Consider the following 20637-nt stretch of genomic DNA (forward strand, 5'->3'; position numbering starts at 1 on the left):
AGCCGGGGAGCCGGTGCCGACGTACCGGCTTCTCCGCGGCTCGGTCGGCTAGCGTCCGAAAGCGCCTTGCGGTCAGGCGCTTTCGGACGCCGACCCGAGCCTCGGGAACGGCGCGGTGGAGAACACGACCTCCACCGCCACTTCGAAATACTGCGCGATCCGCAGCGCCAGGTGCAGGCTCGGGCTGTACTCGCCGCGTTCGAGGTAACCGATCGTCTGGTAGTGCACACCGAGCGCTTCCGCCAGCTCGCGCCGGGAGATGCCGCGCTCGGCGCGCAGCATGGCGATCCGGTTGTAGATGACCTCAGTAGGCACGCTGCATGGCCTTCTCGCGGCGGGCGGCGACGCTGGAACCCGACTCCCGACGCGCCATCCTGCGCAACAGAATCGGCGCGACGAGGAATCCGGCGGCAGCCCAGATTCCCAGCACCGCAACGGTTTCCAAGTGACGCCAAGAGCCGCCCAGTTCGACGGCCGCGGCCTCGTCCGGCAACATCGCCGCGCGCATGCCGAGGCCGAGCCAGTACACCGGGAAGCACTGGGCGAGCCCCTGCACCCAGCCGGGCATCGAGGTGATCGGGTAGAAGATGCCCGACACCGCGACGAGTCCCATGATCGGCATGGACGCGAACCCGACGCCGCGCGGGCTGGCGAACAGCGAACCGATGCACGCGCCGATGGGCAACGTGGCCAACATGCCGAGCAGCACGATGCCGAGCAGCGACAGCCAGGCGCCGACGGTGTTCATCTCGGTGCCGCCCACCAGGAACAACCCGGGGATCAGCACGATGACGAACGGCACGAGCACCCAGCCCGACACCGTGACCACTTTGCCCACCAGGTAGCCGACCATCCCGTTCGGGGTCGCCTTGGCGCGCAAGAGAGTTCCGTCCTCGCGCTCCATGCTGAGCAGCTGGCCGATGCCGAATATCCCGTTGAAGGCGACGAGCATGCCGAGGATGCTCGGCAGCGCGAGCGAGCCGAGGTCGAAGCCGCTGGCTTCGAACTTCGCGTCGCGCATGAAGAACAGCACGACGACCATGATGACCGGCCAGAACAGCATGCCGAACAGATCTTGGCCGTTGGTCACCGATTGCCGCAGCTCGATCGCGCCGCGGGACAAGCCGGCGCGGACCGCGTTCGTCGTCGGGTTCATCGCTTCACCTCCTCCAGGGCGTGGACCTCGTTCTCCACCTCGCCGGATTCGAACTGTCGCACCAGTGTCATATACGTGTCCTCGAGCGACGCGCGCCGCACCTCCAGCTCGCGGATGTCCTCGCCGTACTGCTTGAACAGCTCGTAGACGAACTTGGTCGACTCGGTGGTGGTGTGCACGAAGCGCTGGTCGTCGCGGGTCCAGCGCACCTCGGCCTCGCCCGCGATGCGGCGCGACAGCTCGTCGGCCGAGCCGTCCGCGATGATTCGGCCGCCCGCCAGGATCAGGATGCGGTCGGCCAGCTTCTCGGCCTCGTCCAGGTCGTGGGTGGTGAGCAGGATGGTGGTCTGCTGGTCGTCGGCCAAACGGTGGACCAGGTCGTGGAATTCTCGACGGGCCTGCGGATCGAAGCCGGCGGTCGGCTCGTCGAGGAAGAGCAGTTCCGGGCGGCCGACGATGCCGATGGCCACGTCGAGCCTGCGGCGCTGGCCGCCGGACAGCGACATGATCTTCGCGCCCGCCTGTTCGGTCAGGCCGACGGCCGCGATGAGTTCGTCGGTGTCCCACGGTCGCCGGATCCGCTCGGAGCCGTACGGCGCGTAGTATCCGCCGAGGTGCGAAAGCATCTCGCGCACACGCCATTTGCCGTGATCGCGCCAGGATTGCAGGACGACGCCGACGCGCGCCCGCCAGGCCTCGTCGCCCTGCGCGGGATCGGCGCCGAGCACCTCGACCCGGCCCGCCGAGCGGATGCGGAAGCCTTCGAGGATCTCGATCGTGGTGGTCTTGCCCGCGCCGTTGGGACCGAGCAGCGCGATGACTTCGCCGTGGCGCGCCTGAAACCCGACATCGTGCAGGACGTCCTTCGCGCCGTAGCGCATACGCAGACCTTCGACGTCGATGACGACGCCTTCGCCCACAGTCATGGCATCCCCTCCCGTTATGTGGACCGGATGAGTCGTAGCATACCTACTACATTTCGCCGGAACAATGCTTCGTCTCGAGACACTGCTCGAGACCGGCGAGGTCATGCCGGCACCAGTCGATCTTGAATTGGCCGCCGCGCGGCGTGGGGTGTTGCCTTATGGGCGTTGGTTATTCAGGGTGAGCTATGCCTGACACCTGCCCCACCTGCTCGTGGTCCTCGCCGATGCTCGTGTCCTCGCATCGTTCCGTTCGCTATTTGCGCTGTGTGTGCGGGAGTTGGCTGGTTTCCCACAGTGGGGGAGTGGAGTCGGTTGCCGAGAGAACTCGTGTCGCGGAATCGCGGTCGGTCGAACATCTGGAGTTGATTCCACTACCCGAAGGCTGAGTGCCACCGGGCGGTCGGGGTTCGTGACCGCTGTTGGCCGTTGGCGGCGGTTCCGGGAGGCCGCGACCTTGGAGAGCGTTCGCCCGATTCAACGAGAGCGGTGCTCTTGACTCGGGGGTCGCTGGCGTGGATCATTGTTCTCAACAGAGAGCAGTGCTCACTACAAGGAGTCGTCATGAACGCCAGCACCCGCTACATCGCCCCCACCGGCCTCGATCCCGTCATGAACCGCATCTTCAACTGGCTGCCCAAGCTGGGGATCAGCATCGCCGGTTCGCGGCTGCTGGCCGTCCGGGGCCGCAAGAGCGGTGAGTGGCGGACCACGATGGTGAACCTGCTCGTCGACGAGACCGGCACTCGCTACCTGGTCGCGCCGCGCGGGCACACGCAGTGGGTGCGGAATCTGCGGGTCGCGGGCGCGGGCGAGTTGCGGCTCGGGCGCAAGGCCGAGGCGTTCACGGCCACCGAGGTCGCCGACGCGGACAAGGTTCCGGTGCTGCGGGTGTACCTGGAGAAGTGGGGGTGGGAGGTCAACCGCTTCTTCGGGGGCGTAACGAAGGATGCCACCGACGCCGAACTCGCCGCGATCGCACCGGGTTTCCCGGTCTTCCGTCTCGCCTGAACCCGCGCGGGAAAAATCAGCGAGTGGCGAGAAATTCGATCGCCGCGGCGTATCCCTGAATTCCCATTCCCGCGATCACCGCCGTCGCGATGGGCGAGATGAACGAATGGTGCCGGAATTCCTCCCGCGCGTGCACATTGCTGATGTGCACCTCCACGATCGGCACTTCCGGAATGACCAGCGCGTCGCGCAATGCCACCGAGGTGTGGGTCAGTCCGCCGGGATTGATGACGATCGCCGACTCGGCTCCCCGGGCCTGGTGGATCCGATCGATCAGCGCCCCTTCGTGATTGGACTGGAACGCGACGATCTCCCTGTCGAACCTTGCCGCGGTCCGCTCGCACAGTTCGACCACGTCGGCGAGTGTGGCCGAACCGTACACCTCGGGCTGGCGGGTGCCGAGCATGTTCAGGTTCGGCCCGTTGAGAACCAGGATCGGTGCGGTGTCGGCCATGCCGTCACCCTAATTCACAGACCCTTCGGGCCTTCCGATCGCAGGTCGTCCACTTTGCGCATGGCGGTGCGCAGCTCCTCGAGCCACGCCTCGGCGTGCTTGCCGGCCAGTTTCACCGTCCAGGCCAGCGCGTCCGAGCGGGAACGGGCGACGCCGGAGTCGACAAGGGTGTCGAGGACCTTGCGTTCCTGCTGGCGCAGTCGCGTCATGACCGGAACGGCGAGCTGGGTGAACATGATTCGCTCGCCGTCCACCGAGACGCCCCACGCCACATTGCGTGCGTAGCGGCGCTGGGCCTCGCCCGCGATCTGCATCCGCGCGGGACGGGTGGATTCGCGGAAGCGAGCGATGGCGCCCTCTTTCGTCGCGGCCGGGATCTTCTCGGTGGGCGCTTCGGCGTCCTCGCCGTCGGCGCGCTCGGGCTTGGGCAGTGGCAGCTCACCGATCACCACGATCTCGTCGCGGTCGACTTCGATGACCGGTTTGCCGACGAACCAGTCGCTGGGCAATCGTCCGGCGAACCAGTCGGGCACATCGGCGGGGTCGGGGAGATCGGCCTGCTGCCAACCGCCGGGGCGTCCGAAACCTCGTCCGCGATGTTCGTTTCTCATGGCGAGTCACCTGACTTACTGTGGTGCAGTGCTTTCAATGATTACAAGATTACGCCGCAAGACGGCACGACGGTTCCGCTCTGCGTGAACAGGCTCGGGATGGGGTACTCCGGGGAGGTCGCACTGTGTCGGGCGGCCTCGACTCGGGACGGATCATCGAGGTAGGCGGTTCGCTCGCGCGTTCGCGTTCCGGCCGGTACGGTAGCGGCGCCGGTTATCGCCTTGTGACTGGATACCGTTATCGTTCGGCCTATCGGAGACGCTGTCTTCGGGCACAATTGACAATGCTGAGCATGGGTAACGGCCCGGTCACCGGGACGTCGCAAACAGGTTCATTTCAGGTACGGTGGTCTTGTTGCTGGAGTGACAAGAGTGAAGAGTGGGCGACATGGATGTGTGGGGATCCCGCCGCTTTCGCGTTCGGGGCGCAATGGCACTCGCGGGGGTGGCGGCTATGGCAGTCACCTTGGGTTCCTGCGGGTTTCGTGAGGAACCCAACGAGCCCGCGGCCGTCGTCGAGCGCTTCACCGAACTCCTCGATCAGCAGGACTACAAGAAGGCATCGGAACTCACCTCCTACCCGAACGCCGCTTCGGCAACGCTGAAGCAAATGTTCGAGGGTCTCGCTCCCGGCAAGGTCGACTACGAGAAGACCCAATTCATCGGCTTGGACGCGCAATCGGCCATCTTCAGCATGGACGTCGACTGGAGCTTCGGCGAGAACAAGAACTGGAGCTACAGCATCCAGGGCACGGTGCGCAAGCTGGCGATCGGCTGGCGGATCTCGTGGGAGCCGTCGGTCGTGATGCCGCAGCTGCAAGGAAACCGCACCGTGAAGCTGGTGCGCACCACGCCGAAGCCGCCGCCGCGGGTGCTCGACATGGTCGGCGCGCCGCTGATGCACGAGCAGGTCATCAATGTGATCAAGCTCGACCCCACGCGGACGTCCGACCCGGTCGCCTCCACCGACGCGCTGGCCAAGGCCATCGAGCCGGTCGCGCCGCTGATCACCGGTCCGTCGCTGATGCAGCAGCTGGCGTCCTCGCAGGGCAAGCCGATCGTCGCGGTCAACCTGCGCGAGGGCGATTTCGCGATCCTCGAACCGCGCATGGCGCCGATTCCCGGCGTGGTGATGGAGAAGCAGCCGCGGCTGATCTCCTCGGACCGCCGGGTCTGGTCGCCGCAGCTGGACGCGCTGCGCAAGGTCTGGGAGACCAGCCAGGAAGAGCACTCCGGCTGGGGCGTGCAGATCTTCGAGCCGGACGGGCGATTCATCAGCCAGGTCGCCGGTTACCAGGGTCCGCCGGGGCCGGACATCGTCGCCACCATGGATCAGCGGTTGCAGCGCGCCGCCGAGGACGCGGTGGTGAGCGTCGGCACACCCGCTTCGATCGTGGCGATCCAACCGTCCAGTGGCGCGGTGGTCGCGGTCGCGCAGAACAGCCAGGCCAGCGCGCACGGACCGGTCGCGTTCACCGGTCTGTACCCGGTCGGCGGCAATATCGAGCTGTTCCGCGCCGTCGCGGCGGCGTCCAACGGCAAGGCGCCGCAGGACGTCTCGGTGCAGGAAGCGGCGGAGGCCGCGAGCAGGCTCGGCATCGGCATCGATTTCCAGGTGCCCGGGCTGGACGAGGTCACCGGACGGCTCGCCATCGCCGGGCGCAGCGCCGAGCAGGTGCGCCAGGGCGGCGGGTCGGACGCGGTGCTGGCCAGTCCGTTCGGAATGGCGATCGCGGCGGCGTCGATCGCGCGCGGCGAGGTGCCCGCGCCGAAGATCGAGGTCGGGCGCACCGGCGGCACCGACGCGCAGCTGACGCCGTTGGGCGGCGAGCTGACCGAACGACTACGCACCATGTTGCGCGAGGCCACCGGAGCTCCCCACCTGACACCGTTGCGGGGCCACCCGGTGATCGCCTACGCGGCGACAGCGGGCGAGGACGGTTGGTTGATCGCCAACATGGGCGATCTGGCGTTCGCGGTACACATCAACGACGTGGACAGTGGGAACGCCACCGCTCGGATGGCGGCCAGGATGTTGCAGTCCTTGGCGACACCGGAGCCGTGAGCAGCGGGAATCAGTTCAGCGCGCGGATCGCCGCGCGCCACCCCAGCAGGAAGAACGCGAGCACGGTGCCCGCGACCAGCACGAAGCTGACCGCGGTCCCCTGCCCGCTGATCGCGCGCAGCACCATGCCGCCGATGAGCGTGGACAACCAGACCAGGATTCCGGTCGGCCATAGGACCGTCCCGTCGAAACGTCCCGCGCGCCCGGCGACGGCCAGCGCGAGAACCCACCCGATCGCCAGGCCGATCGCGAACGGCCACAGCGTCTTCAACAGCCCCGCGATCACCGCCTCGTCGTGACTGCGCCGTCCGATGACACAGAACAAGATCACCAATACCGCGTCTGCCGCCACCGGAGCGAGTCTCTTCACCCGCGCAAGCGTAGTGCGGTGTCAGTTCTATCTCGATCACGACACCGCCCCGAGACCTGCACTGACCAGTCATCCGCGTTTCACAGTGTGCGGCGGGTTTCGAATTCCTTTTCGTACGCGACCTCGTCGGCCGACGGGGTGCGGAAGAGGAAGGCGAAGACGATCCAGCCGACGATCGCGACCAGGATGAAGCTGACCATCCGGTAGACGAACGCCGCGGCGACCGCTTGGGCGGCGGGCAGACCCGCGCCCGCGGTGAGGCCGTAGATCAGGGTCGCGTCGACGTAGACGATGCCGCCGGGGGCGAACGGGATGGAGCCGACGGCCTTGCCCGCGGTGAAGGCGATGAGCAGTCCGGCGAGTTTCGGCTCGGCGCCGACGGCGTAGCAGGCCGCGCCGAGGCAGGCGACGTCGGCGAATCGGTGCACCACCGCCCAGCCCGCCACCCAGACTCCGTCGCGTTTGCCGAGATCCACCGACTCGAGCTGGGCGAGAATCTCGGCGGCCTTCGCCATCCCGTGGTCCGCGGGCCGTTTGCGAACCCGGTTGACCAGCGCGAGCAGCCGTCGCAGCACCTTCTCCAGCGACCCGGGATTGCGCGAGATGTAGTTGCCCGCCCAGATCAGCGCGGCGACCGCGGCGAGCGAAAGGATGAGTTTGAACGGGCCGACCTGGTTGCCGACCAGCAGCGCGCCGCCGACGCCGAGCAGCGCCAGACCTGCGGTGGCGATCACGCCGGAGATGACCAGCTGCCAGGAAGCGACGATCGGACTCGCGCCCCACCGCCGGGTCTGCCGATAGGTGAACGCGGTGGAGAAGACCTGTCCCGCGGGCAATGTCACCGACATCGCGGTCGCGCCGTAAACGACTGCCACGGATTTGCGCTGACTCACATCGACGCCGCCCGCATGCAGCAGTTGTTTCTGCACCCGGCCGAATCCGCTCATGGAAAGCGCTTGCAGCCAGATACAGGCCGCGACCCAGCCCCAATGAATTTCGGTGAGTTTTCGCCAGGATTCGTGCAGTCGCGGCCACAGATAGACGCCTTCGCCTATCAACAAAGCCAGCAGCGCGGCGCCCAGCAACCATTTGACCCACCAGAATTTGCGCCGGCCTTGCTCGACGGTGGACGCTCGCGGTGCAGGCTCGCCCGCTGGATCCCCGTTGGCCGTCACGCGGTCAGCTTAGCGAAGGAATTGTTCGGGCGTCGGCATCGGTGCGCGGGTCGGCGCCTTCTTTCGGCCAGGCCAATCGCGTTTTCCGGCGCCGTCCGCGCAGCTGCACTTCCTCGCCCGCGATCCAGAACTCCTGCTCGCTTTCCTCCGCGAAATACAAGGCACTGCCGGAGGCGAGCACCCGACCCGGTTGGTCTTTGGCCAATTCGGTCAATCGGGACGCCTCGTTGACCGGGTCGCCGATCACCGTGTATTCGAAACGGTTGGCGGCGCCGATATTTCCGGCGACCGCCAGACCGGCGGACACGCCGATGCCGATGTCCAGGCCCGGCACCTCGCGCAGCGCCTCGCGGAGTTCGCGACCCGCCGCGAGCGCCGCGGTGGGCGCGTCCGGCCGGTCCAGCGGCGCGCCGAAGATGGCGAGCGCCGCGTCGCCGACGAACTTGTTGACGAACCCGTGGTGCCGGTCGATCACGTCGACCACGATCCGGAAGAACTCGTTGAGCAGGCTCACCACCTCGGTGGGCGGGCGTTCGGCGGCGGTCGCGGTGGAGCCGACCATGTCCACGAACAGGACCGCGACGAACCGGGTCTCGCCGCCGAGCTCGGTGCCGTAGTCGAGGGCGCGCTGCGCGACCTCCTCGCCGACGTGCTGGCCGAAGAGCTCCTGGAGCTGGCGCCGCTTGGCCGCCTCCTCCATCATCCGGTTGAAGCCGACCTGGAGCAGACCGATCTCGCTGCCGTCGAACACCTCGACCTGCACGTCGCGAGCGCCTTCCTGCACCCGGTCGATGGCTTGGCTGAGCTGGCGCACCGGATCGGAGATGCTCGAGCCGGTGAGCATGGACAGCGCCAGCGCCTGCAGGATCACCACGCCGCAGAGCAGCAGGATCGAGATGGCCAGCGACTGCGCCGAGAACTTCACGTCCGAGGAGATCTGGGTGACGCACAGCAGCACGATGGCGATGGTCGGCGCGAAGGTGCCCATGCCCCAGGTCATCGCCATCCTGGTGCCGACGCCCGGCGTCAGGGTGTGATCGAAGGTGCCCTCGGTCAACGCCTGCGCGGCGACCGGACGCAGGATGCGCTCGCCGAGCATGTAGGTGAAGCCGAACACGATGGTCGCCGCCATGCACTCGGTGACGATCACCGCGCCTGCCAGCTCGGGCGTGTCGGAGATGATGAGTCCGGCCAGCACCGCGCCGCCGATCAACCACAGCGCCAGATGCAGGATCGCCTGGCGCAACGGCGCGTGCAGCGCGGCCATCTGTTCCTGGCGGCTCGGCGGACCGCCGCGCATCTGCCAGCGCATGACCGGACGCAGCATCAGTGCGGAAGCGGCGAGGCTGAGCAGCCCGCCCGCGATGAAGACGAGGGCGGGGATGAGCAGACCGGTGCGTCGGGTACCGGCCGCCTCGCCTTCCGGAACAGGGAGTCCGTACTGGATGAACGCCCACACCAGCACCGCGCCGAAGGCGTTCGCCAACAGCATCGATGTCAGGTAAAGCGGCCAGCGCGTACGCATGGTCTGTTTGACCGCTTCCAAGGGCGCTGACACGCCCCCTAATCTAGCGTTTCGATCATTCGTCCACTTGCCGCTGTCCGGTGGGCGTGGTTCGTCGGCGACCTCCGTTACCCTGAGCGAGGTGACCGAGCTCGAGGAACGCCCGCGCCGGGACTCCGCCGCGGACGCGGTGCACCCGATAGTCCGGCAGACCGCGGAGTGGGCGTGGCGCCTGCTGGTCATCCTGGCCGCGGTGATCGCCATGGCGATGATCGTGCAGCGGCTGGCGACCGTCGTCATTCCGATGGCCATCGCGCTGCTCGCGGCCGCGCTGCTCGCGCCGCTGGTGGACTGGATGCAGCGGCTCGGCGTACCGAGGTGGGTGGGGGTTTTCGTCTCGCTGGTCGGCTCGCTCGGTCTGGTGGCCGGGATCATGACCTTCGTCATCGAGCAGTTCGTGGCCGGTGTGCCGCAGCTGTCGGACGAATTCACCGACAGCGTCCACCGAGTCCAGGACTGGTTGATCAACGGTCCGCCGCACCTGAGCGACGACCAGATCCGCAACGCGGGCGACACCATCGTCAAGGCCATCCAGTCCAATCAGGACAGTCTCACCTCCGGCGCGCTCACCACGGCCACGGTGATCGGCCACATCCTCACCGGCACCTTCCTCACGCTGTTCATCCTGATCTTCTTCCTCTACGGAGGCGATCAGGTCTGGGAGTTCGTCACCCGGATCGTCCCGACCCAGCACCGGGAGCGGGTCCGGTTGGCCGGTCAGCTCGGCTTCGGCTCGCTGGTCGGCTTCGTGCGGGCCACGGTGGTGGTCGCGGCCGTGGACGCCATCGGCATCGGCGCGGGCCTGGCGATACTCGGGGTGCCCTTGGCGCTTCCGCTGGCCTCGCTGGTGTTCATCAGCGCGTTCATCCCGATCATCGGCGCGTTCCTCGCCGGTTCCATCGCGGTGTTCATCGCGCTGGTCACCAAGGGCCTGGTGACGGCGCTGATCGTGCTCGGCATCATCATCGCGGTCATGCAGCTGGAAAGCCACGTGCTGCAACCACTGCTGCTGGGTCGCGCGGTGAGCATCCACCCGCTCGCGGTGGTGCTGGCGATCGCGGCGGGCGTGGTGCTCGGCGGAATCGCGGGCGGCCTGCTCGCGGTGCCCGCCGTGGCGGTGATGAACACGGCCATCCGATCGTTGCTGGCCGAGCGTCCGGAGGAGACGTTCGGCGAACTCCAGACCGCCGAGCACGGGTTGTATTCGGCGGAGCCGGACCACCCTGATCCGGGACGGTTCGACGTGGCGGCGACCTTGGCGGAGGAGTCCGCGCGCTCGCGCCTCGCGCTGCGCGGTTCCGATTCCGCATCGGACCGGGACGGTTCCCGTCTGACGAAGAACTCCGACGACAACCATCATGGCGGGCCCGATGACCCGGACTCCGTCGGCTGAGCTCAGTCCCGCCGACGCCGCGACCGCGCCGCTGTGGCGGGCCGTGCAGGCGTTCCGGCTCGTGACGCTGCTGTACGCGGTCGGTCAGCAGATCGCGTCCGTGCCCTATTACCAGAACCAGCGCCTGAGCTGGGTGTTCATCGCGCTGATGGTGGTGTGGTCGGGGCTTTCCGCGCTGATGCTCTCGCAGTGGCAGGTGGCCGACGTGGCCAAGGTGCGGGTGTGGGTGGTGATCGGCGACCACGTCGTGGTGATCGGTTTGGTCGCCGCGACCCGGCTCGTCGCCGACTACGACTGGTACCACGGACACCAGACCCTGCCGACGACCATGTGGGCGGCCAACGCGGTGATCTCGGCGGCGATCCTGCGCGGTCCGATCGCGGGGATCGCGTCCGGGCTGATGATCGCCGCGGTCATCATCACCGTGCGCGACCAGTGGGGTCAGGACGTCTGGGCCGACGCGACCGCGCCGGTGCTCGTCTCGGTCGGCCTGGCACTCGGGCTGGCCGCCAACACCGCCCGGCGCGCGCAGGAGCAATTGCAGCGCGCGGTGCGCCTGACCGCCGCCGCCGAGGAACGCGAGCGGCTCGCACGGGAAGTGCACGACGGCGTCCTCCAAGTGCTCAGCTACATCAAGCGGCGCGGCACCGAAATCGGCGGTCCCACCGAGGAATTGGCGCTGCGCGCGGGGGAGCAGGAAGTGGCGCTGCGGGTGCTGATCTCCGAGCAGGGCGTGCGGGAGGACGCGGGCGGCGCGGAGGTGGACCTGCGTCCGCTGCTGACCGTGCACGCGACGCCGAAGATCTTCGTGTCGACGCCTGGCGAGCCCGTTCGGGTGGGGCGTTGGGCGGCAGGCGAACTCGCCGCCGCCGTCGCAACGGCCTTGGCCAATGTCGAGCTGCACGCCGGTGCGGACGCGAAAGCGTATGTGCTGCTGGAGGACACGGGCGACGAGCTGATCGTCAGCGTGCGCGACGACGGCGTCGGCATCGCGCCGGGGAGGCTGGCCGAGGCGGAGGCCGAAGGGCGGATGGGGGTTTCGCGGTCGATCGTCGGCCGAATCGCCGCGCTCGGCGGCACCGCCGAACTGCTGACCGAAGGCAGCGTGGGCGAAGGCGTCGAGTGGGAGTTCCGCGTGCCGCGCGATGCCCGCTGACCTGGCAGGATGAAGTAGGCGAAAGGAGCGGTGCGGTGACCGATGGTGCGGCCGAGACCATTTCGGTGATGGTGGTGGACGACCACCCGATGTGGCGCGACGGTGTCTCCCGCGACCTCGCCGAGGCCGGATTCGAGGTCGTCGCGACCGCGGACGGTGTCGGTTCCGCCACCAGGCGCGCCGCGGCGGTGCGACCCGCCGTCGTGCTGATGGACATGCAGTTGCCCGATGGGAACGGCGCGACGGCCACCGCCGAGGTGTTACGGGTGTCGCCGCAGAGCCGGGTGCTCGTGCTCTCCGCGTCGGCCGAGCGCGACGACGTGCTCGACGCGATCAAGGCGGGCGCCTCCGGTTACCTGGTCAAAAGCGCGTCGGCGGCCGAACTGATCGACGCGGTGCGTGCGACGGCGGCCGGTCAGCCGGTGTTCACCCCGGGCCTGGCCGGGCTGGTGCTCGGCGAGTATCGCCGAATGGCGACCGCGCCCGCCGAGCCCGACGAACCGCACCGGCCCGCACTCACCGAGCGGGAGACCGAGGTGCTGCGGATGGTGGCGAAAGGGTTGTCCGCCAAGCAGATCGCGTCGCGGCTCGGGCTGAGTCATCGCACGGTGGAGAACCACGTGCAGGCGACGCTGCGGAAGTTGCAGCTGGCCAACCGCGTCGAACTCACCAGGTACGCGATCGAACAGGGGCTCGAGTAGGCGGCATCCGACCAACGGAGGAGTCGTAATCGGGGAACGCCCCGATGCCGCGCCCGGCCGAATCTCGGTAATCTCGAAGCCATGGGCGGACCCGAATCGGTATCCAATGGCGTCGGCTCCGTCGGTGATCGGGATCTGCGCGTCTCCGACGCCGAACGCGAGCACGTCGGTCAGCTGCTGCAGCGGGCGGTCGGGCTGGGGATGCTCTCGCTCGGCGAGTTCACCGAACGGATGGACACCGCCCTCGCCGCCAAGACCCGCGGCGAACTGAACGCCGTGCTCATCGACCTGCCCGGCGTGCGCATGATCGGCCAACCCGCCGCCCCGCCCACCACGTTCGTGAACTCGACGCCCTCGTTCGCGAAGCGCCCGCCCATGCCGCCCACTCCCGCAGGCAACGTGATCCGCAGCCGCATGTCGGGTGTGACCCGGCGCGGGCCGTGGCAGGTCGCGCCCTCGCTGCACCTGAACAACTGGTTCTCCGGCGTCACCCTCGATTTCACCGAGGCGGTGATGTCCACCCAGGTGGTCGAGCTCAACGTCGACGATTTCTGCAGCTCGCTGACCCTCGTTGTGCCCGCCGAGGCCACCGTCGACCTGAACGGCCTCGACCTCATCGGCGCGAGCGTGAACAACAAGGTCCGCACCGGCCCCCCACTCGGCCCCCTCCACCTGGTCGTGCACGGAAGCATCCGCTTCGGCTCGGTCACCGCGAAGCACCCGTTCATCGCGCACTGGCGCAAACTCCTCGGCCACTGACCGCCGCACTCTCCGCAACGGTCTCCGCCGCGCGCCGCGCGTCAGCGCAACCACCGGCACGATGATGAGCCAGCACGGAGCATCGACGCGGCGGCGCCCGCACGCATCGGCGGCGACGATCGACGGGAGAGAAATGGTTGCTGTTCGGGCGGTTTGAGCCGCCATTTCTCTCCCGCGAGATCCAATTTGACTACGGTCGATAGAGAAATGGTGGTTTCGACGCTGGCCCGGCTGGATTCGAAGGTGATCGACGGGCGTGTGGTTCTGGAGCGGTGACGCCGCGAGTTCGAAGAGCAGCGTGCGGTCGAAGGGGACCGAAGCGACGCTGTGAGATTCGGGGCAGCGGGCAGTCGACCGGGCGAAGTGGCCAGGGGTAGAAGGGCGGCGTGTCGGGTCGAGCCGCGATTGGGGCCGTGTGCGGCCAGCAGGATGCAGTGGCTAGGCGGTATGGGGCGGCGTTCGGGGAGAGTCGGGTTGACTCGCCGCGGGCCTGATGTAGGTGCTGCTCACCGACGCCCGCGCCGCTGCCCGATGCTGGTGCTGCTCACAGACGGGCGCGCCAACGGCGGAGCCGATCCGGTGCCCGTCAGGTGTTGACTCCGATGCGGCGGGCGAAGGCGCGCAAGGGGACTCGGCGGTCGTGGTCGAGGAGTTCGGAGACGATGTGGCGGGGGAGGGATTGGTATTTGATCCAGTCGACGCCGCCGACGCGCTCGGCGTTGAGCAGGGCGTCCAGTGCGCGCTGGTGCTGGCCGGTGCGGGTGAGGGCGACCGCGGTGTCGGCCAGGTGGCGGGCGCGGGAGGCCTGCGGCAGACCGCTGTTCGGCGGCATCTCCTTGGCCGCCGCGAGCGCTTCGGAATAGCGTTCGGACGAAACGTTCACGTCCACCGTCTGCATCACGACTTGCGAAGGTCCGAAATAGGTTTCGTAGTCCTGCCGATCGGCGCCGATGCGCAGCGCGACCTCGCCGGCGGCCTCGATGAGCGAGAGCGCCTCCGGCACGTCCTGGGCCCGGCCGGACGCCGTCGCGCCTTGGAGCACGAGCGAACCGTACGCGGACAAGTGGGCGTGCGGCACCTCGCCCGCGGGCTCCAGCTCCGTCGCGGCGCGCAGCGCGACGCGACGCGACTCGTCGTAGCGGCCCTGCACCAGCAGCTGCCAGGCCACCGAGCCGCGGATGGTCGCGAGCAGCAGCGGATCGTTGCCGCGTTCGGCGGCGGTGAGCGCCTGGCGGATGGCGAGGAACGCCGGATCGGTCTGCCCGAGATGCACGAGCGTGCAACCGGTGACCCAGCACATGCGGGCGAGCAGTTCGTTGGCCGGGGCCACCGAGCCGTTGCGTGCGGCGTGCACGGTCGCGCGCAGTTGGGTGAGGTTGGCGGGCAGGATCGTGGTGAGCAGTTCGTAGCGGCCCGCCCAGTACGCGCCCCAGGCGTAGTCGACCGCTCGGCGGCCGTCGTCGAGGCTGACGGCCTCTTCCTCGGGCACCTCGCCGAGCAAGTCGTCAACGGGGGTCAACGCGCGCCGGATGGCGACGATGCCCGCGTCCGGGTTGCCGGACGGTATCCCGTGGCGTTTGCCGACCAGATCGGAGATGTCCACGTCGAGCGCGCGGGCCAGTTTCTGGAGGCTCGCGATGGACGCGGTTTGGCGTCCGCCCTGCTCGAGCTTGCGCACGAGATCCACGCTCACCCCGGCCTGGTCGGCAAGTTGGCGCTGCGTCAGCGCTTTGCCGCGAAAGCGCCGGATCCGCACCCCGATCGACGAATCGTCCATGTACCCGAGTCCTTTGTTACATCTGGGTTTCAGGGTACGACGCTAAGCCTTCGTGTTCATCCTCAGTGGGACATTACGTACGACTCGTTTGCCTCTGGTTGGAATACCGTTGCCTTTCTGCAACTTTGAGAACGCAAAGGGCGGCGGCAATGAAAACCATGCCGAAAACCACTGTGCGAGCCCGGCGCGCCGATCGCGCGACCGCATCGCAAGTCTTTCTCGCTCGACCCGAACAGCTGCGCCCGAGCGGCCGTGACCTGCACGGTCCGCTACGCCGACGGCCGATCACCTGCCACAGCACCGTAATCGCCTGAGGGGAAGCATCATGTTCGAACGTTGTCACGGCCCGCACGAAGCGGCGCACCTGCTCCGACATCGGTACGGATTGCCCGTCCAACTGCTGGCCGGACGTCCCGTGGTGACCACCGGCACCCTGCTCGGCGGCGTCGTCATGCCACCGGAACTCGGCAGGAAGGTCCTCGCCATGCTGGACCGGACGCTGATCGCGCCCGTGGTCGCCGACCCCGGCGATCGCAGCTGGACCTTCCTGGTGACGCCGCCCAGCCCTGCCACCCCGGTCGACGTGCACGTCCGGCGCTGCCTGGCCGGGCATCAGGTCACGGTGATCCCCGGCGGCCGCCACATACTGCTGCCGAGCACCGACTCCCGTCGCGGCTGGCACTGGGCGAGCGAGCCCGCGCCCGGTGTGCTCCGCATGCCACCGCGCGCGAACGTCATCAGCGCCATCCATCAGGTGACCGGCATGCGCACCGCGCCCACCCCATGACCGCCTGGCGCGACCGGCCCCCACCCGCAAGCCGGTTGGGGGTCGGTCGGGGCGAAATCGGGTAGATATCGGCCCGTCACCGGGGGTTTCTACTCATGTTCGGTACATATGAGGGGCCGAGCATGGGGATATGACTACATCTATCGATCCGGCGCTGATCTCGCGGTTGTCGGGTGAGTTCACCGCGCTGGGTACGCGGATGGGTGCGCTCGGACGAGATCTGGCGCTGCTGGGCGAGCAGATCGCGCCGGAAGGAGCAGCGGCCGGTCCGGCGGGCGAGGGTGTGCCGGGCGGCACGAATCCGATCCCGGCCCCACTCCGCGGCCCAGCGACCGCCCAGTCGGGACCCACGACCGCTGCGGTCAGTGGCGCGAGTACAGGTGATGCCGAGACCGCGCGGTCTGCGGGTTCTACTTCGAGTGCGGCCGCGAGCGCACGCTCGGCTTCGGGTGTTGCCGGAGGCGCAGGCTCGACTTCGGGCGCGGTCGAGGGGGGAGGCTCAGCCTCGGGCGCTGCCAGCGGGTCGGCGTCCCCTGCTGCTGGCGCGGGCACCGTTGTTGCCGGGAGTGCAGGTGCGGCCGCGGGCGGGTGGCCTGCGGGCTCGAGTTCGGATGCGGTCGAGGACGCGGGCTCGACTTCGGGTGTTGCCGAAGGGCTGGGATCGGCGTCCACTGGGGCGAGCGCATCTCCCGTCGGAAGCGCGCCCGTTCCGCCTCCGACCGTCGGTTCAGGGGCGCCTTGGCCGGGCCAGGGGTCGGCGTATGTGGCTGCGGCGCAGCATGGTTGGGGCATTGTGCCGCCCTCGGGTGAGGTGCCCCGGCCGGGTGCTGTGCCGCCGTCGAGTGGCGCGCCGACTTCTGGCGCCGTGCCCCAGCCGGGTGCTGGCCCCCAGGCAGGTGTGATGCCGCCGTCGAGTGGCGCGCCGACTTCCGGCGCCGTGCCCCAGCCGGGTGCGGTGCCGCAGGCGGGTGTGATGCCGCCGTCGGGTGTCACGCCGACAACGGGTGCGACGCCGCCGCCGGGTTTTGTGCCGCCGCAGGCGTGGGGCCGGGCTCCGCGGGGCGCGATGCCGGTGGGTGGTGGGATGGTGCCGCCCGGGATTCGACCGCCCGCGCCGCCGGTGCGGCGCGAACCGCATGTTCCGTGGTGGCAGCGGGACGGGGTGATCAGCAGGGTGCTTGCCGTGGCCGGTGTGGCGGTGACGTTGATCGGTGTGGTGATGCTGTTGGTGCTCGCGGCACAGGCCGGGTTCTTCGGGCCGGTACCGAGGGTTGTTGCTGGAGCGGCCTTCTCGGCCGCGCTTGTCGGGGCGGGGATGCGGGTCTTCGGTAAGGCCGGTGGGCGGGTCGGCGGTATCGCGTTGGCGGCCACTGGTATCGCGGGCGCCTATCTCGATGTGATCGCCGTGACCGCGATCTATCACTGGTTGAACCCGGTGGTGGGGTTGGCGGTGGCGTTCGCGGTCGCGGCGGGTGGCGTCGGGCTCGCGATGCGGTGGAAGTCGCAGCCGTTGGCGGTGCTCGTGGTGTCGGGCGCTGCGCTGCTCGCGCCGTTCGTGACCGTCGAACTGGTGCTGCTCGGTTTCCTGATCGCGCTGCAATTGGCTTGCGTTCCGGTGCAATTCGACCGTGATTGGCCGTTCCTGCACGTCGTCCGTACCGCCCCCGCGGTGATCGCCACTCTGGTGGGCATCGCCGTGGCGCTCATCGAGACCTCCGATCACACCCGCGAGCTGTGGCTTCTGGTCGCCGCGATCGCGACGGCGCTGATCGGCACGGTCGGAACCGCACTGGTGGTGCGCCGCCGCGCCGACGACATCACCGCGACCGTGGCCTTCGCCATCTCGACCACCCCGTTGCTCGCGGTGCCCGCGCTGTTCGACCGCCGCGTCGCCGCACTGATCGCTGGGCTTTTCGCGCTGGTCTTGCTCGCGACTGCCGCGCTGACGCTGCTGCCGAAAACCCGTGAGCTGGCCAAGCTTCCGGGCCACACCGCCATCGCCGCGGCTGTCGCGGGCTCCTTCGCCTTGCTCGAGGCATGCGTCGGCGTGACGAGTACGCAGACGCTTCCCATCGCGACGCTGCTCGTCGCACTGGGCTTCCTCGGCGTGGCGGGCCAGCTGCGTTCCGGCGTCGCCGCGGGTCTCGGCATCGCCTTCGCGTTGATCGGCGGACTCGCCTTCCTCGCGAACGCGACCCCCGAAAGGCTTGCCTCGCAGCAACTCGCCGAGAAGCACCTGTCCGTCTCCACCACGCTGGCGGCGATCGTCGGTCTCGCCGTTGTCGCGGTGGCGGTCTGGACCATCCGCCGGCTGGCAGGCACACCGAAGGGCGGCGCGGAGGACTCGATCCTCTGGATCGCCGCGAGTGGCGCGGCCCTCTACCTGGTGACCGCCGCGATCGTCGCGATCGGCACCGCGACGGGCGCGCGGGACGGCTTCGTCATCGGCCACAGCATCGCCACCATCGTGTGGATGGCGGCCGCCACCGCCGCGCTGCTCTACGGCCTGCGCAACCTCTCCCGCTCTGCCGCCATCGCCAAGGTCGCCCTCGGCTCCGGACTGCTGGTCACCACCGCAGCCCTGGCGAAGCTGTTCCTCTTCGACCTGGCCACCCTCGACGGCCTGATCCGAGTCGCGGCCTTCCTGGTAGTCGGAATCCTCCTGCTACTCACGGGAACCCGCTACGCCCGAGCCTTCGCCGAAGCGGGCACCCGCAGCGCCGATTGATGGCTGCGTCTCAACCACCCAGCGCCAGTTGGGTGAGAGCCTGGAGTGCGTCGTCGATGGGATGGGGCTGCGGCTTCCCCGCGGAGTCGAGTCGGTTCCAGCGCTGCAGATTCACCGCGATGGACGCTTGCCGTTTGCCGTCGGCGCTGATCATGGACATCGCGCCGCCGCCCCAGACCGAACCTTCATGCCCCCAATAGACGCCGTGGCCGGGCAGTGTCGTCTTCTGCAGGCCCAGACCGTAGTCGCCGGTCCTTCCGTCGAAGGCGATGACCGGAACGGTGCGTTGCATCTGCGCCAGCGACGCTGGACTGATGATTTCGCCGGCCAGCAGCAGGCGGTAGAAGCGGTTCAGGTCCGCGACGGTCGATATCAGGGAAGCCGCGTTCGCCGTCCACGACATGTCATAGACGCTGTAGTCGCGCGGCGGGTCGATCATGCCGAACCACGCCTCGTAGTGCAGTGAGTGCGGTCCGTTGATATGCGGTCCGGGCGGGAGCTCGGTGTCCCGCAGCCCGGCGCGCTCGATGACGTTGCGGGTGATGAATTTCTCCGCCGAAGTACCAGTAATCGACTCCAGGAGTTGGCACAGCAGCAGGTAATTGGTGTTCGAGTACACCCCCGGTGTGCCACCCGGAGTGCCGGTAGCGGGCGCCGAGACCCCCATTCCGATCAGCTCGGTCGCGTGAAACCTGGTGAACCGGTGGTCATCCAGGCTCTCCGGTGTCGTTTCCGCCAGGGCGGGAAAGGCCGCGAGTGAAGGGTAGGCGTACGGGAAGAATTCGGCGAGGCCGCTGGTGTGGTTGATCAACATCCGGATCGTGATCGCCGCACCGCGTTCGCCGGGAACCAGCCGCGGCAAGTAGTGGCCGATGGGTGTGTCGAGATCTATTTCGCCATCGTCGACCAGCCGCAGCACAGCGGCGGCGGTGAACGTCTTGGTGATGCTGCCGACGCGGTGTCGCATCTCGGCGGTGACGGGGCGGCCGGTGTCGACATCGGCTACTCCGGCGGCGCCGCGCCAGATCTGGTCGTCGTCGCGCACCTCGGCGAAAATTCCGGGCATGCCCGCGCGATGGACGTTCTCCAGGGCGGTCTGTAGCTTCTCGGGATCGAATGTGGTGGTCACGGCACCACTATCGATCGAGCGGTACTCTCCGGTCTTGGAAAAATCTTCCCCAGGCCCGGTACCGATGCCGGGCGATGGTGGGCAGATCGTCTGCCCGCAGTGATCCCGGCGTGCGGTCCGCGAACAGCGACACGTCTCGGCACAGATGAGCCTGATCGGTGTACCCGCAGTCCACCGCGACGTCGGCGGCGGGCCGGCCCGCCAGCAGGCCGTCGACCGCGTACCGGAATCGGACCAGCATCGCCGCCCGCTTGGGTGTCAGGCCGATCTGGGACTCGAACCGCGCCCACAGCCGCTTCCGGCTCCATTCGACAGATTCGGCGAGCTCACCGATCTTCACCCGGCCGCCGGAGGCAAGTATGCGATTCCAGCATGCGAGCACTTCCGGGTCGGGCGTCCGCATCGGCCTATCAAGGTGCGCCAGAAACGATTTCATCACCGCGAAACGTTCGTCCCAGGTCCGGGTCGACACGAGTCGCTCACGCAGCCGCCGAGCCCGCGATCCCCACAGGTCCTCCAGAGCGACCACACCCCGGCCCAAATCGGTGGGGGAAACACCCAACAGCGAATACGCCTGTATCGGTGATAAGCGGACCTCGACGCACTCCGCCCGCTCGCTACGAATACGCATGGCCTCCAAGGGAAGCCCGACCACGAAGCCACCGAGGGTCCGCTGTCCGGCAGCATCGTCGACGATCAGCCCGCGATCCCCCAATTCGATCACCACGGTGATCGCCGCTGCCCCGGCAACCCGAAGATCCAACCCCGCGCCACTCGCGTCGCGGTAACCGATGATTGCGGCATCCAGCGGCCCGGCATCGGCCGGACCTGCGAAATCCCAACCCATATCAGGCTCGCGGCCGAAGTCCACAGCTCCC

General features: G+C 68.3%; 19 protein-coding genes. 8 read left to right on the forward strand and 11 right to left on the reverse strand.

Annotation, left to right across the window (positions count from 1 at the left end):
• Positions 1-72: 72 nt before the first annotated feature.
• Genes FB390_RS06895 through FB390_RS06905 form a run of 3 tightly spaced genes read right to left on the reverse strand, consistent with a single transcriptional unit; the run spans position 73 to position 2082 of the window.
• Positions 73-315 (reverse strand): helix-turn-helix transcriptional regulator, encoded by a 243-nt coding sequence (locus FB390_RS06895; RefSeq protein ID WP_185756962.1) that lies wholly within the window; start codon positions 313-315, stop codon positions 73-75.
• Positions 305-1156, reverse strand: a complete 852-nt coding sequence (locus FB390_RS06900; protein WP_141808191.1) for an ABC transporter permease — start codon at positions 1154-1156, stop codon at positions 305-307. The genes FB390_RS06895 and FB390_RS06900 overlap by 11 nt, the downstream gene beginning before the upstream one ends.
• On the reverse strand, positions 1153-2082 hold the full coding sequence (locus tag FB390_RS06905) for an ABC transporter ATP-binding protein (RefSeq protein WP_141808192.1): 930 nt from the start codon (positions 2080-2082) through the stop codon (positions 1153-1155). The genes FB390_RS06900 and FB390_RS06905 overlap by 4 nt, the downstream gene beginning before the upstream one ends.
• A 561-nt stretch (positions 2083-2643) precedes the next feature.
• Here FB390_RS06905 and FB390_RS06915 point away from each other — a divergent pair.
• A complete protein-coding gene (locus tag FB390_RS06915) occupies positions 2644-3090 on the forward strand; it encodes a nitroreductase/quinone reductase family protein (protein WP_141808194.1) in 447 nt (148 codons plus the stop codon).
• A 16-nt stretch (positions 3091-3106) separates the two neighbouring features.
• On the opposite strand, the gene aroQ is transcribed toward FB390_RS06915, so the two are convergent.
• Positions 3107-3544, reverse strand: coding sequence for a type II 3-dehydroquinate dehydratase (gene aroQ / locus FB390_RS06920; protein WP_141808195.1), 438 nt, complete (start codon positions 3542-3544; stop codon positions 3107-3109).
• A 14-nt stretch (positions 3545-3558) separates the two neighbouring features.
• Positions 3559-4155, reverse strand: coding sequence for a hypothetical protein (locus FB390_RS06925; RefSeq protein ID WP_141808196.1), 597 nt, complete (start codon positions 4153-4155; stop codon positions 3559-3561).
• A 454-nt stretch (positions 4156-4609) separates the two neighbouring features.
• On the opposite strand from FB390_RS06925, the gene FB390_RS06930 reads away from it, so the two are divergent.
• A complete protein-coding gene (locus tag FB390_RS06930; protein WP_246123892.1) occupies positions 4610-6220 on the forward strand; it encodes an NTF2-like N-terminal transpeptidase domain-containing protein in 1611 nt (536 codons plus the stop codon).
• 10 nt (positions 6221-6230) lie between these two features.
• On the opposite strand, the gene FB390_RS06935 is transcribed toward FB390_RS06930, so the two are convergent.
• The 3 genes from FB390_RS06935 to FB390_RS06945 form a co-directional block, all read right to left on the reverse strand.
• Positions 6231-6590, reverse strand: a complete 360-nt coding sequence (locus FB390_RS06935; protein WP_141808198.1) for a DUF3054 domain-containing protein — start codon at positions 6588-6590, stop codon at positions 6231-6233.
• Between the two features lie 80 nt (positions 6591-6670).
• On the reverse strand, positions 6671-7765 hold the full coding sequence (locus FB390_RS06940) for a lysylphosphatidylglycerol synthase transmembrane domain-containing protein (RefSeq protein ID WP_141808199.1): 1095 nt from the start codon (positions 7763-7765) through the stop codon (positions 6671-6673).
• A 4-nt stretch (positions 7766-7769) separates the two neighbouring features.
• Positions 7770-9290 carry an adenylate/guanylate cyclase domain-containing protein gene (locus FB390_RS06945; RefSeq protein WP_185757214.1) on the reverse strand — a complete coding sequence of 507 codons (1521 nt, stop codon included), beginning with the start codon at positions 9288-9290 and terminating at the stop codon, positions 7770-7772.
• A gap of 121 nt (positions 9291-9411) precedes the next feature.
• On the opposite strand from FB390_RS06945, the gene FB390_RS06950 reads away from it, so the two are divergent.
• The 4 genes from FB390_RS06950 to FB390_RS06965 all read left to right on the forward strand — a co-directional run bounded on the left by FB390_RS06950 (position 9412) and on the right by FB390_RS06965 (position 13338).
• Positions 9412-10722 (forward strand): AI-2E family transporter, encoded by a 1311-nt coding sequence (locus FB390_RS06950; protein WP_246123893.1) that lies wholly within the window; start codon positions 9412-9414, stop codon positions 10720-10722.
• Positions 10700-11878: a MacS family sensor histidine kinase gene (gene macS, locus FB390_RS06955; RefSeq protein ID WP_185756963.1), complete on the forward strand. Its 1179-nt coding sequence runs from the start codon at positions 10700-10702 to the stop codon at positions 11876-11878. The genes FB390_RS06950 and macS overlap by 23 nt, the downstream gene beginning before the upstream one ends.
• 68 nt (positions 11879-11946) lie before the next feature.
• Complete coding sequence (locus tag FB390_RS06960) at positions 11947-12579, forward strand: response regulator (protein WP_141811596.1); 633 nt, start codon at positions 11947-11949, stop codon at positions 12577-12579.
• An 81-nt stretch (positions 12580-12660) separates the two neighbouring features.
• Entirely contained in the window at positions 12661-13338 is a 678-nt protein-coding gene (locus FB390_RS06965; protein ID WP_141808202.1) for a DUF1707 domain-containing protein, read from the forward strand.
• A gap of 586 nt (positions 13339-13924) precedes the next feature.
• On the opposite strand, the gene FB390_RS06970 is transcribed toward FB390_RS06965, so the two are convergent.
• Positions 13925-15115 (reverse strand): helix-turn-helix domain-containing protein, encoded by a 1191-nt coding sequence (locus tag FB390_RS06970; RefSeq protein ID WP_141808203.1) that lies wholly within the window; start codon positions 15113-15115, stop codon positions 13925-13927.
• A 325-nt stretch (positions 15116-15440) separates the two neighbouring features.
• On the opposite strand from FB390_RS06970, the gene FB390_RS06975 reads away from it, so the two are divergent.
• On the forward strand, positions 15441-15902 hold the full coding sequence (locus tag FB390_RS06975) for a hypothetical protein (protein WP_141808204.1): 462 nt from the start codon (positions 15441-15443) through the stop codon (positions 15900-15902).
• A gap of 901 nt (positions 15903-16803) precedes the next feature.
• Entirely contained in the window at positions 16804-18630 is a 1827-nt protein-coding gene (locus FB390_RS06980; RefSeq protein WP_246123894.1) for a DUF2339 domain-containing protein, read from the forward strand.
• A 10-nt stretch (positions 18631-18640) separates the two neighbouring features.
• Here the strand turns inward: FB390_RS06980 and FB390_RS06985 are convergent, their stop codons facing one another.
• Positions 18641-19759, reverse strand: coding sequence for a serine hydrolase domain-containing protein (locus tag FB390_RS06985; RefSeq protein ID WP_246123895.1), 1119 nt, complete (start codon positions 19757-19759; stop codon positions 18641-18643).
• Between the two features lie 7 nt (positions 19760-19766).
• Positions 19767-20630 carry a helix-turn-helix domain-containing protein gene (locus FB390_RS06990; protein WP_246123896.1) on the reverse strand — a complete coding sequence of 288 codons (864 nt, stop codon included), beginning with the start codon at positions 20628-20630 and terminating at the stop codon, positions 19767-19769.
• Between the last annotated feature and the right edge of the window lie 7 nt (positions 20631-20637).

Origin of the sequence: Nocardia bhagyanarayanae (assembly GCF_006716565.1) — a bacterium.
In the GTDB taxonomy this organism is placed as follows: Bacteria; Actinomycetota; Actinomycetes; order Mycobacteriales; family Mycobacteriaceae; genus Nocardia; species Nocardia bhagyanarayanae.

What these genes read in the sequence shown, in the direction of transcription:
- FB390_RS06915 (WP_141808194.1), top strand. Translation starts at nt 2,644, where the DNA reads ATGAACGCCAGCACCCGCTACATCGCCCCCACCGGCCTCGATCCCGTC.
- FB390_RS06975 (WP_141808204.1), top strand. Translation starts at nt 15,441, where the DNA reads ATGTTCGAACGTTGTCACGGCCCGCACGAAGCGGCGCACCTGCTCCGA.
- FB390_RS06930 (WP_246123892.1), top strand. Translation starts at nt 4,610, where the DNA reads ATGGCAGTCACCTTGGGTTCCTGCGGGTTTCGTGAGGAACCCAACGAG.
- FB390_RS06925 (WP_141808196.1), bottom strand. Translation starts at nt 4,155, where the DNA reads ATGAGAAACGAACATCGCGGACGAGGTTTCGGACGCCCCGGCGGTTGG.
- FB390_RS06905 (WP_141808192.1), bottom strand. Translation starts at nt 2,082, where the DNA reads ATGACTGTGGGCGAAGGCGTCGTCATCGACGTCGAAGGTCTGCGTATG.
- FB390_RS06965 (WP_141808202.1), top strand. Translation starts at nt 12,661, where the DNA reads ATGGGCGGACCCGAATCGGTATCCAATGGCGTCGGCTCCGTCGGTGAT.
- aroQ (WP_141808195.1), bottom strand. Translation starts at nt 3,544, where the DNA reads ATGGCCGACACCGCACCGATCCTGGTTCTCAACGGGCCGAACCTGAAC.
- FB390_RS06945 (WP_185757214.1), bottom strand. Translation starts at nt 9,290, where the DNA reads ATGCGTACGCGCTGGCCGCTTTACCTGACATCGATGCTGTTGGCGAAC.
- FB390_RS06970 (WP_141808203.1), bottom strand. Translation starts at nt 15,115, where the DNA reads ATGGACGATTCGTCGATCGGGGTGCGGATCCGGCGCTTTCGCGGCAAA.
- FB390_RS06900 (WP_141808191.1), bottom strand. Translation starts at nt 1,156, where the DNA reads ATGAACCCGACGACGAACGCGGTCCGCGCCGGCTTGTCCCGCGGCGCG.
- FB390_RS06980 (WP_246123894.1), top strand. Translation starts at nt 16,804, where the DNA reads ATGCCGCCGTCGAGTGGCGCGCCGACTTCCGGCGCCGTGCCCCAGCCG.
- FB390_RS06960 (WP_141811596.1), top strand. Translation starts at nt 11,947, where the DNA reads ATGGTGGTGGACGACCACCCGATGTGGCGCGACGGTGTCTCCCGCGAC.
- macS (WP_185756963.1), top strand. Translation starts at nt 10,700, where the DNA reads ATGACCCGGACTCCGTCGGCTGAGCTCAGTCCCGCCGACGCCGCGACC.